Source organism: Nostoc sp. UHCC 0302 (assembly GCF_038096175.1).
GTDB lineage: Bacteria > Cyanobacteriota > Cyanobacteriia > Cyanobacteriales > Nostocaceae > UHCC-0302.
Genome location: NZ_CP151099.1, coordinates 4,425,737 through 4,442,660 on the forward strand (window position 1 = coordinate 4,425,737; position 16,924 = coordinate 4,442,660).

The 16,924-nt window shown below is 42.2% G+C and carries 9 protein-coding genes; 6 read left to right on the forward strand and 3 right to left on the reverse strand.

Annotation, left to right across the window (positions count from 1 at the left end; genetic code table 11):
- Positions 1–235: 235 nt before the first annotated feature.
- Positions 236–3,781: a GAF domain-containing protein gene (locus tag WKK05_RS19190; RefSeq protein WP_341524701.1), complete on the forward strand. Its 3,546-nt coding sequence runs from the start codon at positions 236–238 to the stop codon at positions 3,779–3,781.
- A gap of 17 nt (positions 3,782–3,798) precedes the next feature.
- Here the strand turns inward: WKK05_RS19190 and WKK05_RS19195 are convergent, their stop codons facing one another.
- Positions 3,799–4,305, reverse strand: a complete 507-nt coding sequence (locus tag WKK05_RS19195) for a pentapeptide repeat-containing protein (RefSeq protein ID WP_341531124.1) — start codon at positions 4,303–4,305, stop codon at positions 3,799–3,801.
- A gap of 64 nt (positions 4,306–4,369) precedes the next feature.
- A complete protein-coding gene (locus WKK05_RS19200; RefSeq protein WP_341524702.1) occupies positions 4,370–5,887 on the reverse strand; it encodes an LCP family protein in 1,518 nt (505 codons plus the stop codon).
- A 115-nt stretch (positions 5,888–6,002) separates the two neighbouring features.
- On the opposite strand from WKK05_RS19200, the gene WKK05_RS19205 reads away from it, so the two are divergent.
- The 5 genes from WKK05_RS19205 to WKK05_RS19225 all read left to right on the forward strand — a co-directional run bounded on the left by WKK05_RS19205 (position 6,003) and on the right by WKK05_RS19225 (position 15,224).
- A complete protein-coding gene (locus tag WKK05_RS19205; RefSeq protein WP_341524703.1) occupies positions 6,003–7,067 on the forward strand; it encodes a mannose-1-phosphate guanylyltransferase in 1,065 nt (354 codons plus the stop codon).
- Positions 7,068–7,276: 209 nt separating this feature from the next.
- Positions 7,277–8,923 carry an AarF/ABC1/UbiB kinase family protein gene (locus WKK05_RS19210; RefSeq protein WP_341524704.1) on the forward strand — a complete coding sequence of 549 codons (1,647 nt, stop codon included), beginning with the start codon at positions 7,277–7,279 and terminating at the stop codon, positions 8,921–8,923.
- A 421-nt stretch (positions 8,924–9,344) separates the two neighbouring features.
- Positions 9,345–10,325 (forward strand): ATP-binding cassette domain-containing protein, encoded by a 981-nt coding sequence (locus tag WKK05_RS19215; RefSeq protein WP_341524705.1) that lies wholly within the window; start codon positions 9,345–9,347, stop codon positions 10,323–10,325.
- 44 nt (positions 10,326–10,369) lie between these two features.
- Complete coding sequence (locus tag WKK05_RS19220; protein WP_341524706.1) at positions 10,370–11,158, forward strand: ABC-2 family transporter protein; 789 nt, start codon at positions 10,370–10,372, stop codon at positions 11,156–11,158.
- 484 nt (positions 11,159–11,642) lie between these two features.
- A complete protein-coding gene (locus tag WKK05_RS19225) occupies positions 11,643–15,224 on the forward strand; it encodes an NB-ARC domain-containing protein (RefSeq protein WP_341524707.1) in 3,582 nt (1,193 codons plus the stop codon).
- Between the two features lie 25 nt (positions 15,225–15,249).
- Here the strand turns inward: WKK05_RS19225 and WKK05_RS19230 are convergent, their stop codons facing one another.
- The gene (locus WKK05_RS19230) at positions 15,250–16,656 is read right to left on the reverse strand and encodes an APC family permease (protein ID WP_341524708.1); all 1,407 of its coding nucleotides are present in this window, start codon (positions 16,654–16,656) and stop codon (positions 15,250–15,252) included.
- Between the last annotated feature and the right edge of the window lie 268 nt (positions 16,657–16,924).

Below are 16,924 nucleotides of genomic sequence, written 5' to 3' on the forward strand. Positions count from 1 at the left end.
TTGTTGTCTGCCTGCTCCCCTGCCTCCTCAATTGTCCGGTGTTGCGTACAAGCCAAAATTATTTTTACCCTTTTATGAAGATAGCGAAAGAACGGGGAACTATAACAATAACCATCTTCTAAGAAATATTTCGACACTTTAAAAATTTGAAGTTTGTCAAACTCAGGTTGACGCTGTTTAACCAAATGAAGCTGGGTATAAGAAATATTAAGATAAAATTCCCTAATCCAGAGCAATGGAACTCAATTCAAATTTCACCGAAAATCAACTTTTATTGTCAAGCACTCAACTGCAAGAGCAACTAGAGCAACAGAAAGCTCTGGCGAGTGTGATTATCCGAATTCGAGAATCTCTTGACTTAGAAACAATCTTTCAAACTACTGTTACAGAAATACGTCGCTTGCTCAAAGCTGACCGAGTAGCGGTCTTTCAGTTTAATTTTGATCAGGATTGGGAAGGAGAATTTGTTTCTGAAGATGTTGCACCTGGTTTGATTTCAGCAAAAGCAGTAAAAGTCCATGATCATTGCTTTGGTGAACAGTTTGCTGTTAATTATCAACAAGGACGGATGCAAGCAGTAGCTGATATTTACGAGGCCGGATTGAGTGATTGCCATATAGAAATTTTGAGTAAGTTTCAGGTACGTGCCAATCTAATTGTTCCTCTTTTACGCAAGAAAGATTTGTGGGGACTGCTTTGCATCCATCAGTGCAGTGAGGCTCGTGACTGGAAAGAATCCGAAATTGAATTTATTCGCCAAATTTCTGACCATTTAACAGTTGCTATTCAACAAGTAAATCATCTGCATGAAGTCGAATTACAATCTGCAAAATTGGCGCAAGCAGCCCAGCGCGATCAAGTAATTGCTCAGTTGGTCGATAAAATTCGTTCACCGCTTGATGTTGACACCATTTTCAAAACAACAACTCAAGAAATACGCGAATTATTGCAAGCTGACCGAGTAGCAATCTTTCGCTTTAATGCTGATTGGAGTGGTAATTTTGTTGCAGAATCATGTACCGAAGGCTGGGTTCCTTTGGTTGGTGTTCAGCCTGCGATCGCGGATACTTATTTACAACAAACGCAAGGGGGACGTTACGTTGACAACGAGACATTTACAGCCAATGACATTTATCAAGCCGGATTAAAAGACTGCCATGTAACTCTATTAGAACAATTCCAGGCAAAAGCTTTTGCAACTGCCCCCATTCTTCAAGGAGATAAACTTTGGGGAGTTATCGCTGCTTACCAAAATAGCTCACCTAGACAGTGGCAATCTTATGAAGTCGAATCATTAAGCAAAATTGGTACACAAATTGGTGTGGTACTGCGACACCATCAGTTGTTAGCACAAGCTCAATACCAAGCAGAACAACAAAAGACGCTGACTAGTGTTATTACTCGCATTCGAGAGTCGTTAGATTTAAATATAATTTTTCAAACTACCGTTAACGAAGTGCGGCAAATGCTGCAAGCAGACCGAGTGGCAATCTTTCAGTTTGACCCTCAAAAAGACTGGGAAGGAGAATTTATTTCTGAGGATGTTACACCTGGATGGAACTCAGTTATCACAGCTAAAGTTTACGACCACTGTTTTGGGGAACAATTTGTTGTTCATTATCAAAAAGGTCGGGTGCAAGCAGTGGCAGATATCTACGATGCTGGATTAAGTGAATGTCACACTGAGATTCTGGGCAAATTTCAAGTGCGTGCTAATTTAGTGGTTCCTTTGTTGAAGCAAGGAAATCTATGGGGTTTGTTGTGTGTACACCAATGTGGCAATCCCCGAACTTGGCAGCCTTCTGAAATGGAATTTGTCAGCCAAATAGCAGAAAACTTAGGTGTTGCTCTAGAACATAACAAGCTGTTGTTAGAAGCTCGATATCAAGCAGAACAACAAAAAACATTAACTGCTGTCATTGCCCGCATTCGTGAGTCTTGGGATTTAGACACAATATTTCAAACTTCTGTGACTGAAGTGCGGCAACTACTAAAAGCCGACCGAGTGGGGGTTTTCCGCTTTGACCCTCAACAAGACTGGGAAGGAAAATTTATTTACGAGAATGTAGCTCACGGTTGGAATTCAGCCATCGCAGAAAAAGTTTATGATTACTGCTTTAGTGAAAGGTTTGCACAGCTTTATGCTCAAGGTCGGGTAAATGCGATCGCTGACATTTATCAAGCAGATTTTCAAGCTTGCTACGTCCAAATACTGGCAAGATTTCAAGTGCGTGCGAATATGGTCGCACCTCTATTGCAAGAAGGTGAGCTGTGGGGACTGCTATGTATTCACCAATGTAATGCTCCTCGCCAATGGCAATCTTCAGAAGTCGAATTTGCCAGTCAAATAGCCGAGCAACTGGGAGTTGCATTAAAACAAGATTCCTATTTAAAACAAGTTCAAACGCAGGCTGTCCAGCTAGCAGAAGCTACCGAACGCGATAAAGCGATGGAACGGCAAAAACTTCTAGCTGCAACCATTGATAAAATCCGTCAGTCGCTTGATATTAAAACTATTTTTAGAACTACTACTCAAGCTGTTAGAGAGTTGCTCGAAGTAGAGCGAGTTGCAATCTACCGATTTAACTCAGATTGGAGCGGTAAATTTGTAGCCGATTCATTCAAAGATGGTTGGAAACCTGTGGCCCAAGCCAAATCCATGATTCCAGAAACCTTCGAAGATACAGATGATGATAACGAACTTCCGCGCAACGAAACTTTTGTTCCTATTCGTGAGGGTGAAAAATTATGGGGATTGCTAGTTGCTTATCAAAATTCGCAACCGCGTTATTGGAAAGAAGAGGAAATTAATTTACTAGCCCAAGTAGCAGTGCAATTAGGAGTTGCAATTCAGCAAGCGGAGTTATTAGAACAAACAAAACGTCAAACTCTAGAACTTACCCAAGCTTTGCAAGAATTAAAACAAACTCAGTCTCGGTTAATTCAGGGTGAGAAAATGGCAGGCTTAGGACAATTACTTGCGGGAGTTGCTCATGAAATTAACAATCCTGTCAGTTTTATTTCTGGCAATCTCATACATTTAAATGAATATAATCAAGAACTTTTGAATATCTTGAAAATTTACCGTCAAAATGACTTTTTATCCCCATCAATTAAAGAAAAAATCGACAAAAGTGATTTGGATTTTATCATCGAAGATTTACCCAAAACGCTTGAATCGATGAAAATAGGAACAGAACGTATTAGCCAAATTGTACTGTCACTACGAAACTTCTCTCGTACAGATGAGGCTGAATTGAAGCCTATAGACATTCATGAGGGATTAGATAGTACTTTGCTTATTTTAGGGCATCGGCTTAAAAGCAGTGGTGAGCGCTCAGCAATTGAGATTGTCAAAGACTATGCTACTTTACCCTTACTTGAATGCTATCCCGCTCAACTAAATCAGGTATTTATGAATCTTTTGAGTAATAGCATTGATGCATTAGAGCAAAAATTTATAACTATACAAGAGAAGCGTTTAAAATCATCAAAAAACTTTCCGAAAGTTCCCTTGATTATCTGGATTAGTACACAAATTGTCAATAAACAAATTGTAATTAGAATAGCTGATAATGGTTTAGGGATTCCGGAAGAGGTGCGATCGCACATTTTTGACCCGTTCTTCACCACCAAAGCCCCAGGTAAAGGTACAGGATTAGGGTTATCTATTAGTCATCAAATAGTAGCTGAAAAACATCACGGTCAATTAAAATGTTCCTCAAAACCTGGAGAGGGAACAGAGTTTTTAATTGAAATTCCCAGCGTACCGAGAAATTAAATTTCCTAAAGTTTTGACTAGCGACACCCCAAACTATCCCGTGTAGAAACACCAGTCACGGGATTTATTCCATCTGCTCTTTCACAGAGCAACGACATTTGATAACGGTCAATCAAGGCGTCTGTAAAATCAGCACCTGTAATTTCAGCGTCATAAAAACGGCTACGTGTCAAAGTTGCTTCTTTAAGAATTGCATTTTTGAGGTTAGCACCATCTAAAGTCACGCGATCAACTAAAGCACCTGTAAGGTTCGCACCTTCTAAATTTGCTTTTAATAAAACTCCCTTAGTCAAAATTGCATTTGTTAAATTTGCTCTTTGGAAATTTGTACCCCGCATTTCCGCAGCAACAAAAGTCCCGCCTACCAAATCAGCATTAGAAAAATCACGGTTTTCTAAATTGATATTGCTGTAGTTAATTGTGTTTATTTGAGCAAAAGCTGGCTGGGGATTAAGTACTATCCACAAGCCAGCTAGAATTAAAATTACAATGCAACTGAACAATCGCAGTAAAATCTTTTTCATAACTTTATTATTTGTCATTAGTCATTTGTCCTTTGTCATTTGACTAATGACTAATGACTAATGACTATTTCCAATCTTTACCAATCCGAATTGTCAGGTCAGATTCCAAATCTCCCGTTGCTGAAACTTCTATTTGACCCAAGCCTAAAACTTTTTTCAAGTCAACTCCTGGTTGTCTATTTCCTTTCTCAACAATAATCTGAGTTTGGCGTTGGGTATCAGGCCAATCAGACACCGCATAAACATTTTTAAAGCCTTTGCGTTTGAGATAGGTAATAACTTTTTCAGTTAGCTGAGGTTGATTAGAAGCATTTTGAATAGCAATTTTGAGGTTAGGAACTGGTCGCAAATCTTGCTTAAGACCGGGTACATTGACCCCAACATAATCATTCAACAAGCTTTGTTGTCCAGTCATGTTCAGCCAATAGCTATTGGGGTCTTGGCTAAAACGGCTGAATGTACCAGGCAACACGGTCATTTGGAAGTTATCTCGATCCAGGTTGATCCCAAAGTTCACCAACGCCATCATTTCTTCCATTTTCAGGTTGGTGTCGAAGTATTTTCGCATTAGGCGGGTTAATTGGGGCAACCTCGGTAAAACAGTGGGACTATTTAGGCGTCGCAGCAACGCCGCCACGAGTGCTTGCTGCCGCTGCACTCTCGGCAGATCCCCCAGTCCTGGTTCGCGGAACCGCGCAAATTGTTCTGCCTGTTCGCCGTTGAGGGTTTGCCAACCGCTGACTAAGTTAATTGACTGTCGATTAGTGCTGTCTTTATATTCCATTGATTTCGGAACAAAGACCTCTACACCACCTAACTGATCAACTAACTGCCGTAAGCCACTGGTAGAGATGCGGATATAGCGGTCAATGGGGGCATTATTTAAGGTACGGCTGACTACCCGCGCGGCCAAAACAGGCCCGCCACGGGCATTAGCATCAGATACCTTAGTTAATCCCTTTTCTCCCTTTTCTGGGATCGCGATCATCGTATCTCTAGGAATTGAAAGCACCCGTACAGATTTTTCACCGGGGTTGAGCCGTGCCAGCAGCATAGTGTCGCTTTTACCAGCAAAACTTTCTGGTGAGCCATCAACAGTACCCCTGACTGGCTCAATCCCCATAATTAAAATATTCATTGGTCTTGATAGCTGGTACTGAGAGAGTTTGCTCCATAACTCCCCAGGTAGTGGCATTTTTTGCTCATCTTTACCAGCAATTCCTAAATCTTCATCTGTTTGATCTAGATTGCTCCACAACGGAGTCCACAACGCTAAAGTCGAGACCAGTAGCCCAGATAAAATGATTCCTATAACAATTGTTAATATCCACAATAGCCATCGAGGCATGGTCAAGCCCAGCCTCTCATAAAGCTGGTTAGGAATCGCGCCCACAGATTCGACGACACTTCGGTTTGTATATCCTGGCTCGTCTGCTGTCACCTCCGCCTCTGAGTCTGTTACTAGCTCAGCCGTTTCCTGATTTTCCGTCCGTTGAATTTGTTGCGGTCTCACCTCATTTTCCAAGCCTGCTACTTGCTGAGATGTAACCGGATTTTCCGACCATTTGACTTGTTTAATCACAATTATTTCCCCACACGACCACTCCCTAAAAGTATGTTAATGCAAGCTACAAATATTGCCAGTGGAAAAGCTCACTGTAAACTTGTAATGTTCTTCAGTAGATGTGTATGACAACATGAATACTTTATTGTTCCCCGTAATCCTTGCTGGTGGTAAAGGTGAACGTTTTTGGCCTTTAAGTCGTCGAGACCGACCCAAGCAATTTTTAAGTCTTGATGGTAGCTCTAGAAGCCTACTACAAGCAACCGCCGATCGATTGATTGAACTTGCCGGAGGGTGGGATTCCTTGTGGGTGATTACTTCTAGTCAGATAGCTGAAGGGGTAAGACAACAATTACCTGATCTACCACTTGAGAATTTACTGATTGAGTCAGAAGGAAGGGACACTGCCGCAGCGGTTGCTTGGACAAGTTTAAAAATTAAACAGCGTTATGGAGAAGACGCTGTTATCGGCTTTTTCCCTGCTGACCACTGGATTGCTGACCAAAAGGCGTTCGCAGATACATTAAATGCAGCTACACAACTGGCGGCAAGCACAGCAGCGATCGTTACGCTGGGAATTAAGCCTACTTTTCCATCAACCGGTTACGGCTACATTGAGCAAGGTGAAAAAATAGGTAGCTTTAATGAGTTGCCAGCTTATCACGTTAACCGCTTTACTGAAAAGCCCAGCCGTGAAACAGCAGAAACTTTTTTATCTACGGGGCGTTTTAGCTGGAATAGTGGAATGTTCGTTTTCCGAGCTGGGATTGTTCTCAAGGAACTACATACCCATGCTCCAGAAATTATCGAACCTTTGGAACAACAGGGGCCTGATATCTATCCCCAGTTGCCTAAGAAGAGTATAGACTATGCACTCATGGAAAAAACAAGTCTAGCATATGTATTGCCAGTGGCATTTGGTTGGGATGATTTAGGAGACTGGAATGCGATCGAACGCTTACTTAAGAAAGAAGGGACTCCAAATATAGAACTTGCTACCCATGTGGGGTTGGATACGCAGGGGTCTATTGTTTATGCCTCAAATCCTGAAGATGTAGTTGTTACAATTGGTTTAGAGGATGTGGTGATTGTGCGCGATCGCAATGTTACCCTTATTGTCAAAAAAGAACGTACCCAGGAAATTAAGCAGATCCTCAAAACCCTCCAAAATGATTCTCGATTTACTGACCTGCTGTAGATCAAAGTTAAAACCCTTGGCAGAGGCTTAAAAGTTGATTTTCTTATTATAACTTGAATGTCGAAAAGGGGATCAAGGAGAGGCAGGGGGCAGGGGAGCAGGGAGCAAGTGAACAACTATTACTTTCCCACTCCCTACTCCTTACTCCCCACTCCCCGCTCCCCACTTCCCGCTCCCTATTTCCCACTCCCCACTCCCCACTCCCCAAAATGTTCCTCACCCAAACTGTTCCTCGTCAAAGAGAAATCCTTGAAGTCTTCCTTCGCAATGGCTGGGACTATATGCGAAGGTTACTCACTGGTGGCAAAGCTGACGAACCTCAGCTACCTCCACCTGCGGTTTTAAAAAATATTCTGGTGGATTTGGGGCCAGTCTATGTAAAACTTGGTCAGCTGCTCTCTACCCGTCCAGATTTACTTAACGCAGCTTACATTGAAGAACTGTCAACTTTGCAAGATGAAGTACCCCCGGTTCCCTGGTCAGAGATCGAAGTAATTATCCGTAAACAGTTAAAACGCCCCTTATCAGAAACCTTCAGTACTATTAATCCTGTCCCAGTAGCTGCGGGATCAATTGCTCAGACACATCGAGCCACATTAATAGACGGTCGAGAAGTTGCCCTCAAAGTGCAACGTCCGGGAATTGATACTACTATTGCTCAAGATATTGCTTTAATTCAAGGTATTGCTGATTTAGTGGCACGTACCGATTTTGGGCAAACCTACGAAATCAAATCTATCGCTGAAGAGTTTACTAAAGCCCTAGAAGCTGAGTTAGATTTTAAACGGGAAGCGGGTTTTACAGACCAATTGCGGCGTAACTTATCTCGCAGTCGCTGGTTTGATCCTACCCAATTAGTGGTTGCAGAAATTAACTGGGATTTGACGACCGAAAAATTACTCGTAATGGAGTGGCTAGATGGTGTGCCATTCCTAGCGGCGGATTTAGACAACGATGCCAATGGTAAAGACCCCACCGAAAAGCGCAAAGAAATAACGACTTTGCTGTTTCGAGCATTTTTCCAGCAATTATATATAGATGGATTTTTTCATGCTGATCCCCATCCGGGAAACTTGTTTTATCTCAAAGATGGTCGTGTTGCGCTTTTAGACTGTGGTATGGTGGGACGGCTTGATCCTCGCACACAGCAGATATTAACAGAAATGTTGTTGGCGATCGTAGATTTAGATGCAGGAAGATGCGCTCAGTTAACTTTGCAGTTAGCTGATTCTGGTCAGCCAGTAATTTTGTCGCGGTTAGAAAACGATTATGACCGGATGCTCCGAAAGTATCATAACGTCAGTTTGACTGACATAAATTTTAGTCAGATAATTTATGAAATTTTGCAGGTCGCTCGCAATAATAAAATTAGGCTGCCTAGTAATATGGGTTTGTATGCCAAAACCCTAGCTAACTTAGAAGGGGTAGCACGGACATTCAACCCGGAGCTTAATTTTTTTGATGAAGTCAAGCCATTAATCACAGACTTGTTTCGTCGTCAGTTATTAGGCGATAATCCTGTGCGATCGCTATTACGTACAGCTCTAGATATTAAAAGTCTCTCTTTACAATCTCCCCGCCAAATTGAACTTTTGTTAGACCGAGTTACCTCAGAAACCTTGCAATGGAATCTGTCGCTACGAGGTTTGGATGGCGTGCGGCGCACAATGGATGATGCAGCTAATAGACTGTCTTACAGCATTTTGGTGGGTTCGCTAATTATGGGTGCAGCAATTATTTCTACCAAAGCCCAAACATCTGAGCTATCTTTTTTAAGCACAGTTCTATTTGCAGTTGCTAGTTTATTGGGGTTGTGGTTAATTGTTAGTACTTTGCGATCGGGACGTTTACGGTAAAACCCAGTATAGCAATCCTAAATCATTCGTGAACAACAAGATCCCCGACTTTTTAGAAAAGTTGGGGATCTGAGCTTTGTAATTTTCACAAATCTGCGGAGAATTGGATTGCTATATGAGTAATTATAAGAGCTGACGCTGGTCGAAATCACTGCTTTAGGATTTAGAACCGCAGATAAACACTCACGATTTATGTGTCTTTATCTACAGAAAGTTGAGGCAGTCGGATCTTCTCCCAAAGGGAGAGGCTAGCGCCTACGAGAAGCTTTGCGTTCGCCGTCTCGTAGATAAAGGAGTTTTTCCCAGCAGAAACTGCTCAAAGGATTTGCCTGTTTGGACGAACTGGCGTTAAGCACTTAAAACAGAAGTTAAAAACTTTTCAATCAATATAGTGTATGTCTGTGATTCTAATATAAAAAATATGTCAATCATCATTGCTGAAAAGCTGAGTAAATCTTATCCAGTAGCGGTTAAAGAACCAGGTATTAAAGGCACAATTAGTCACTTTTTCCGGCGCACCTACCGCTCAATTAACGCAGTTCAAGATGTTTCCTTTGAAATTGAACCTGGAGAAGTAGTTGGATTTTTAGGGCCAAATGGTGCTGGTAAAACTACCACACTTAAAATGCTTACAGGGCTAATTCATCCCTCTAGCGGTACAGTCAGAGTAGCTGGACAGGTTCCGTTTCGTCGCAATGAAGCATTTTTGCAAAAAATCACTTTGGTGATGGGGCAAAAACAGCAGTTAATTTGGGATTTGCCAGCACTGGATTCTTTGAAAATTAACGCTGCTGTCTACGATATCTCTGAGAAAGAGTTTCAACGGCGGGTAGGAGAATTAACAGAGATGCTTTCCTTAGAAAGCAAACTTACCCAACCAGTACGGAAATTGTCTTTGGGTGAGCGGATGAAGGCAGAACTGTTGGCAGCACTTCTGCACCGTCCTCATGTACTGTTTCTTGATGAACCAACGTTGGGGCTGGATGTGAATGCTCAGGTTGGGGTGCGTGATTTCTTGCGCGAATACAATCAGCGTTATCAAGCAACAGTGCTGTTGACAAGTCATTACATGGCTGACATCACAGCTTTGTGTCAAAGAGTGCTGTTAATTCACCAAGGGAAGCTGATGTATGACGGTAGCTTGGATGGATTGTTGGAACAATTTGCTCCTTATCGGGAAATTTATATCGAATTAGCCCAACCTTTACCGAAAGACAAACTTATGTTTTATGGTGATGTGCAACTCTTAGAAGGTCGGTCAGTACGTTTTATGGTATCGCGAGAGACACTTACTCACACCGTATCTCAGCTTTTAGCGGATTTGGATGTAGTGGATTTAACTGTAACCGAACCACCTGTAGAAGAAGTAATTGGACGAGTTTTTCAGGCGGGAGTTGTATAGTTATTACTGAATAGGTGGGTAGTATTTTAGCGCGAAGTGAATAAATGAAGCGAATTATAAGAAAAGCTTTAACTTTACTGTCAGTATACTACGCTAAGACGGTTGAGTACCGGGCAGAACTTATTTTATGGGTTTTGTCTGGATCTTTACCAATTATCCTTATGGGTGTTTGGATACAAGCTGCACAAAGCGGAAGGTTTGGTTTAACACCTGTAGATTTTGCTCGTTACTTTTTGACGGTTTTTCTTGTCAGACAAATCACAGCTGTTTGGGTAATTTGGGATTTTGAAAGGGAAGTAGTGGAAGGCCAACTTTCTCCTAAGTTGCTACAACCTCTTGATCCGGTATGGCATCACGTTGCGTCTCATCTTTCTGAAAGAGTTGCCCGCATACCGTTTGTATTGTTACTAATTCTGTTATTTTTTTTATTATATCCCCACGCTTTTTGGTTGCCGAGTTTAAATAAATTGTTGCTGTTTATATTAGCGGTATCGCTAGCTTTGATTTTGCGGTTTGTGATTCAGTACACTATTGCCATGTTCGCCTTTTGGACAGAACGAGCTACCGCTTTAGAAAATTTTTGGTTACTTTTTTACTTATTTTTATCGGGTACGATCGCACCTTTAGATGTGTTTCCTGAATCTGTGCGAACGATAGTTTTGTTTACCCCTTTTCCCTATTTGATTGATTTCCCTGCCAGCCTTTTGGTAGGGCTACCAGTGGATATAGCACGGGGGTTTTTGTCAATAGTGGGTTGGATTTTGCTGTTTTTGGGTGCGAATCGGCTGCTGTGGCGTGCGGGATTAAAGCGGTATTCTGGGATGGGAGCCTGAATAACTCCGATTATTTGTCGCAATTTATCTAGAGTATTAACGCTTTTAATTTCCTGCTGAATTGCTTTTAATCTATCTAAATCCGAAATTTGAGAGACGCGATCGCTACCAAAACGCTGACTTGTAAGATTTCCAATAGTAACATTAGTTTGACTAATATAAAATGGCTCGGTTTGACTAGGGATAAAATTTACGTTTACAGATACTTAGTTTTGCCTTATTATCAACAATAACTGTATAAAACCCTGATTTAGCGTTGAAATTGGCTAATTTTTCACAGAGCAATATCGCTTTTTGAAAGCCAGTTCTAGAGAAGTATTGGCATTTTTTGGAGATGCCGATCAAGTTAAATAAAATATGTTGCATTTTTCCATATTTTATTTAATTAGTCAACCTTGAAGTGCTGTTCCACAACTATCTCCTTCTATTGTCCTTTGAGAATTTCCTCTATGGAGATACATCTACTTAGTTTTAGGTGACGTTGATGAAACAACAATCAAGCAGACGCAGGCGGGGTGTAATCCTTACTCTAAAAGGCTGGGATAAATTTCAAGCTGCCAAAACTCAAGCCGAATTTGATGAGAATGCTGGAGATAGCTTTTCTTTAGAAGAATTGAGCGATCGCACCCGTTTAGCTCTACACACTATATCTAGAATTTTGGCACGCTTGGAACCTGTAGATAAAAGTTCCTTACAGTCTGCCTTTGCTGCCCTTAATTTGGAGTTATCTCAAAGCGATTATACCCGCCCTACCTCGACCTTAGAAGAACTAAAAACTCGACAAGCAAACCCACAGTATGACTGGCAAGAAGCACCAGATGTATCTGTGTTTTATGGTCGCAGTGAAGAATTATCGCAACTACGACACTGGATCTTAGAAGAACGGTGTCGTTTAGTTGGACTGCTGGGAATTGGTGGCATTGGCAAAAGCACTTTAGCAGTCAAGTTGGGATTGCAAGTTCAAGCTGAATTTGAGGTAGTGGTGTGGCGAAGCCTGCAAAATGCACCGCCAGTAGAGGAGCAAATAACAAGTATCCTGCAATTTTTGCTGTGGGCGTTGCGAAAGGAGATGGTGATACCCGAAAGCTTTGATAGCAAACTAGCAAAGTTGATGGAATGTTTGCAAACAAACCGATGTTTGCTGATTTTAGACAATGTTGAGACAATTCTCTCTGGTGGTCAAGTAGGGCAATGTCGTCTTGGCTATGAGGCATATGGTCAATTATTCAAGCGCGTTGGCGAAGTACCTCATAAAAGTTGCGTTCTGTTCACTTCTAGAGAAAAACCCAGAGAAATGGTACCGCTGGAAGGAGACAGAACAGGAGTAAAATCGCTGCCATTAAAGGGATTAAATCCTACCGAGGGACAACAATTATTCCAGCAAAAAGGGCAATTCACAGGTACAGAACGAGAATGGCAAGTACTCATCAAGCATTTTGGCGGTAATCCCCTCGCGCTAAAAATGGTCGCAGCTGGAACTCAAGAGCTTTTCAACGGTAAGATTGCCCCTGTTTTGCAGTATGTAGAACAGGGGCTAGTCATTTTTGATGACATCCGCGACTTGTTAGAACGGCAGTTCCAGCGTTTGTCGTTGATAGAAGAAGAGGTGATGTACTGGCTGGCAATTAATCGAGAGCCAGTAACCCTTGCCGAATTAGCTGCTGATATAGTGACATCTGCTTCCCAGCGTCAATTACCGCGAGTAATTAAATCTCTATTGCAACGGTCATTAATTGAAAAAAGCGGCGAGTATTTCTTTTTGCAACCAGTGCTGATGGAATATACGACACAGCGATTGGTTGAACAAGTTTGTCAAGAATTAGTAGAAGAAAAGTCTGTCCGTTTAGGCTTATTCCAAACCTATGCTTTGATTAAGGCAACAGCCAAAGATTACATCCGAGAAACACAAAAGCAATTAATTGTGCAACCCTTGCTTGAGCAATTGTTGCTAGAAATGGGCAGTCAACAAAAGCTGGTAATTTTATTGCAGGATGTATTGGAGCAGCAAAGACATCAAGCTGCAATATTAAGTGGGTATGCAGGGGGCAATGTCCTCAACTTGTTAGCGCATTTGCAAGTAAATTTACAGGGGTATGATTTATCAAATTTGAGCATTAGACAAGCAGACTTACAGCGTGTCAATTTAGCTGGAGTTAATTTTCAAAATACTGCTTTTTATCAATCTGTATTTGCTACAAGCTTGAAGAGTAATTATGCAGTTGCCTTAAGTCCAGATGGAAAACTGCTGGCTACAGGCGATATAAATGGACAAATTCATTTATGGCAAGTGGCGGATGGAAAAAACTTGTTGATATTTAAAGGGCATGAAGGCGTAGTTTGGACAGTCGCCTTTAGTCCAGATGGGCAAACTCTGGCAAGTTGTGGTCTAGATAAATTAGTCAAATTGTGGGATGTACAAACGGGAGATTGCTTAAAAACTTTAGATGAACACACAGATGTTGTTTGGTCTGTCAGCTTCAGTCCAGATGGTCAAATTTTAGCAAGTGGTAGTAGTGATGCTTCAATTAGATTGTGGGATATTCGCTTAGGTAAGTGTCTCAAAGTGTTGCGTAGTCATAGTACTGAAGTCTTTTCAGTGACGTTTAATCCTGATGGTTCTACTTTAGCAAGTGGTAGTCTAGATTGCGAAATTCGCTTGTGGGATATCAGTACAGGTATATGTATCAAAACTTTGCAAGGCCATGTTGGCAGGATATGCTCAGTTTGCTTCAGTCCAGATGGTAAAACTCTTGCCAGTGGGAGTAGTGACCACTCGGCTCGGTTATGGGATGTGTGTAAAGGTACTTGCATCAAAATATTCCACGGTCATAAAGATTGGGTATGGTCAGTTTGCTTTAGTTCAGATGGTCAAACCTCAGCCACGGGTAGTTTTGACTCTACTGTGAGGTTGTGGAATGTGAAGCAAGGTACTTGTGTAAAAATTCTACGCGGGCATACCAGTGAAGTACACTCAGTCATGCTTAATTTAGATGGTCAAACCTTAGTTAGTGCTAGTAGGGATTCCAGCGTGCGTTTATGGGATGTAAATAAAGGTGTGTACGTGAGAACATTACAGGGTCATTCCAATGGGGCGAATTCGGTCAGCTTTAACCCTGATGATTGTATATTGGCAACAGGTAGTTTAGATGGTTCAGTTCAGCTATGGGATGTTGCGTCTGGGTACTGTACTAAAATTTTACAAGGTCACACAGGTTGGGTATGGTCAATTAGCTTTAGTCCAGATGGTTCCATATTAGCGAGTGGCAGTGATGACAAAAGCATTAAGCTATGGGATGTAATCTCTGGTCATTGTATTACAACCATTAACGGTCATAGCAGTGCAGTAACATCAGTTAGCTTTAGTCCTGATGGTCAAACCTTGGTTAGTGCTAGTCAGGACACGAGCGTGAAGTTGTGGGATATTAATGAGCGTAAATGTATAAAAACATTAGAAGGTCACACGGATGCAGTCTGGTCAGTTAGCTTTAGTCCAGATGGCAATACTTTAGCTACAGGTGGTGAGGATTACTTAATTAAGTTATGGGATGTGCGTGAAGGTAAATCCATAACAACTTTGCCTGGTCACGCTGATGCAGTCTGGTCAGTGAGTTTTAGTCCAGATGGTAAAATGCTTGCAAGTGCTAGTTTTGATGGCTTAATTCGATTATGGGATATCACTAACTTTACTTGCATAAATGTGTTGCAAGAACATACTGCTGGTATATGGTCAGTCAGTTTCAGTCGTGATGGTTACACCTTGGCATCCGCTAGTTTTGACCAAACAATTCGCTTATGGGATATAAATAATTTTACCTGTGTCAAAGTGTTACATCGTCATAGTAGTGGATTATGCTTTGTTTGCTTTAATTCTGTTGGTAATATCTTGGCTAATACTAGTCAAGATGAAGTAATAAAGCTTTGGGATGTGGAAACAGGTGAGTGCATGAAAACCCTGAAGGTAGATCGCCTTTGTGAAGGGATGAACATCAGAGGAGTGACTGGGTTAACAGCAGCACAGCGATCGGCGCTTTTGGCTTTGGGGGCGGTGGAAGGTGTAGGTTCTTAGATGGTGGGCGATCGCTCACCATCCTTTATGCCTTTTGAATATGCTTCTTGTCGAGAAACCAAAACACGATCATTCCAAGCAACAGCCAAACGAGGATGATGTAAGGCGCTAAGCTAAGCGGTGCTGGTGGAGAGGGATAAACTGTGCCAACTAAAATACCCAGAATAACGATTATCGAGAGCCAAGGTAGCACATGATGATGCAAGGAGTGGCGTGTGCGGCGTTGGATGGAAAAATATCGCCAACACGCAAGACTGACTAATCCGTAAATGATCAAGACAGCCAGCGTCAACAGGGTTCCAAGAAACCCATATGTCGCGATCGGTGTCCACAGCATTCCCAAACCCAGCCCTACAACTAACGACATGCCGCTTAATCCCCAAATTGCATTCGCAGGTGTGCGGTATGTGGGATGAATCTGAGCGAACCAAGCGGGAAACAGTGCCTCCCGGCTCATTGCATACACAATTCGAGCAGCTCCGTTGAGAAAAGCAACAGCACAAGCATAGCCCGCCATAATACCCGCAAAATCAATCACTAACGCCAAGCCATTGCCCCAAGCCCGACGCGCGATCGTATCAAACGGTATCGTATCTTGGGCAAAGCTCGCCATCTGACTAATGCCATAGCCAATTGTCGCTACATATGCCATCAGTATATAAAACGCACCGACGAAAACAAGCGAGATCGTCATGGCTCTGGGAATGGTCTGCCGAGGCTTTTGCACTTCTTCTCCCAGCGTCGTTGCTGATTCAAATCCAACAAAACTCAGGATTGATAAAACTATACCGAGAACCAAATTGCTGTTTGGAGGTAGTTTTTGTAGCGTGAACGGTGCGATCGCAATTTGTCCAGTTTTACCCGCTTGCACCAGCACGATGAGTGCGAGTAATAAACAAACACCGATTTCAAATATCAAGAGTGTAAAATCTAACTGTAGCGAGAAGCGAATGCCTCGGTAACAAACTACAAATACAATCGCGCTAAAAATGCCATACCAAATTGTCCAGTCTAGGTGTACGCTAAACCAACGCAGAAATAAATCTTGAAGAGATGCGCTCATTAACAGCACGACAACCGGAATCGTCACGCCAGAGGAAATTAAACTAAACCAACCCACAAGAAAGCCCCAACGCACGCCCAATCCCTGAGTGACAAAAGTATACAGCGATCCGCTCGTGGGAAACTCGGCTGCCATCAAGCTGATTTGGTTAGCAATTAGCAAAGCAATTCCAAACCCAATAACATAACACAAGGGTATCGCTGCTCCGACAAGTCCAGCTTGAGGGATGGTGTTAATAAAGATGGAACCGACTGGAGACATTGCGGCAATAGACATGGCGATCGCGTGCTGCAATTTCAACGTATTGCGTTCTAGTGTTGGGGTGCGGGAAGCATTGGTAGGCACTCTGAGATGCGAATCCTGATTCATCGGTTTTTTAGCCAACGAAGTATTTATTCTTAAATACTTTCCCACCAAGTTATGCTCATGTAAATCAATGCGTGATTTTTTTGAGGGAGATGGGGGATACGCATCAATGAAAGCATTCACTAGAGAAGCACTTGCCTCTTTAACGCGATCGCTCTCACAACCCCATCACCACAAGTGCGATCGCTGATTTGAGACAGTTGCGAAAAGTGCGATCGCATTTATAAGAATATGAATATTAGGGGTGCGATCACTCACGTTCAGTTTGCCA

Excerpts from the sequence above, each read along its gene's own strand:
- WKK05_RS19195 (WP_341531124.1), bottom strand. The coding sequence starts at position 4,305 with ATGAAAAAGATTTTACTGCGATTGTTCAGTTGCATTGTAATTTTAATT.
- WKK05_RS19215 (WP_341524705.1), top strand. The coding sequence starts at position 9,345 with ATGTCAATCATCATTGCTGAAAAGCTGAGTAAATCTTATCCAGTAGCG.
- WKK05_RS19225 (WP_341524707.1), top strand. The coding sequence starts at position 11,643 with ATGAAACAACAATCAAGCAGACGCAGGCGGGGTGTAATCCTTACTCTA.
- WKK05_RS19230 (WP_341524708.1), bottom strand. The coding sequence starts at position 16,656 with ATGAATCAGGATTCGCATCTCAGAGTGCCTACCAATGCTTCCCGCACC.
- WKK05_RS19205 (WP_341524703.1), top strand. The coding sequence starts at position 6,003 with ATGAATACTTTATTGTTCCCCGTAATCCTTGCTGGTGGTAAAGGTGAA.
- WKK05_RS19210 (WP_341524704.1), top strand. The coding sequence starts at position 7,277 with ATGTTCCTCACCCAAACTGTTCCTCGTCAAAGAGAAATCCTTGAAGTC.
- WKK05_RS19220 (WP_341524706.1), top strand. The coding sequence starts at position 10,370 with ATGAAGCGAATTATAAGAAAAGCTTTAACTTTACTGTCAGTATACTAC.
- WKK05_RS19190 (WP_341524701.1), top strand. The coding sequence starts at position 236 with ATGGAACTCAATTCAAATTTCACCGAAAATCAACTTTTATTGTCAAGC.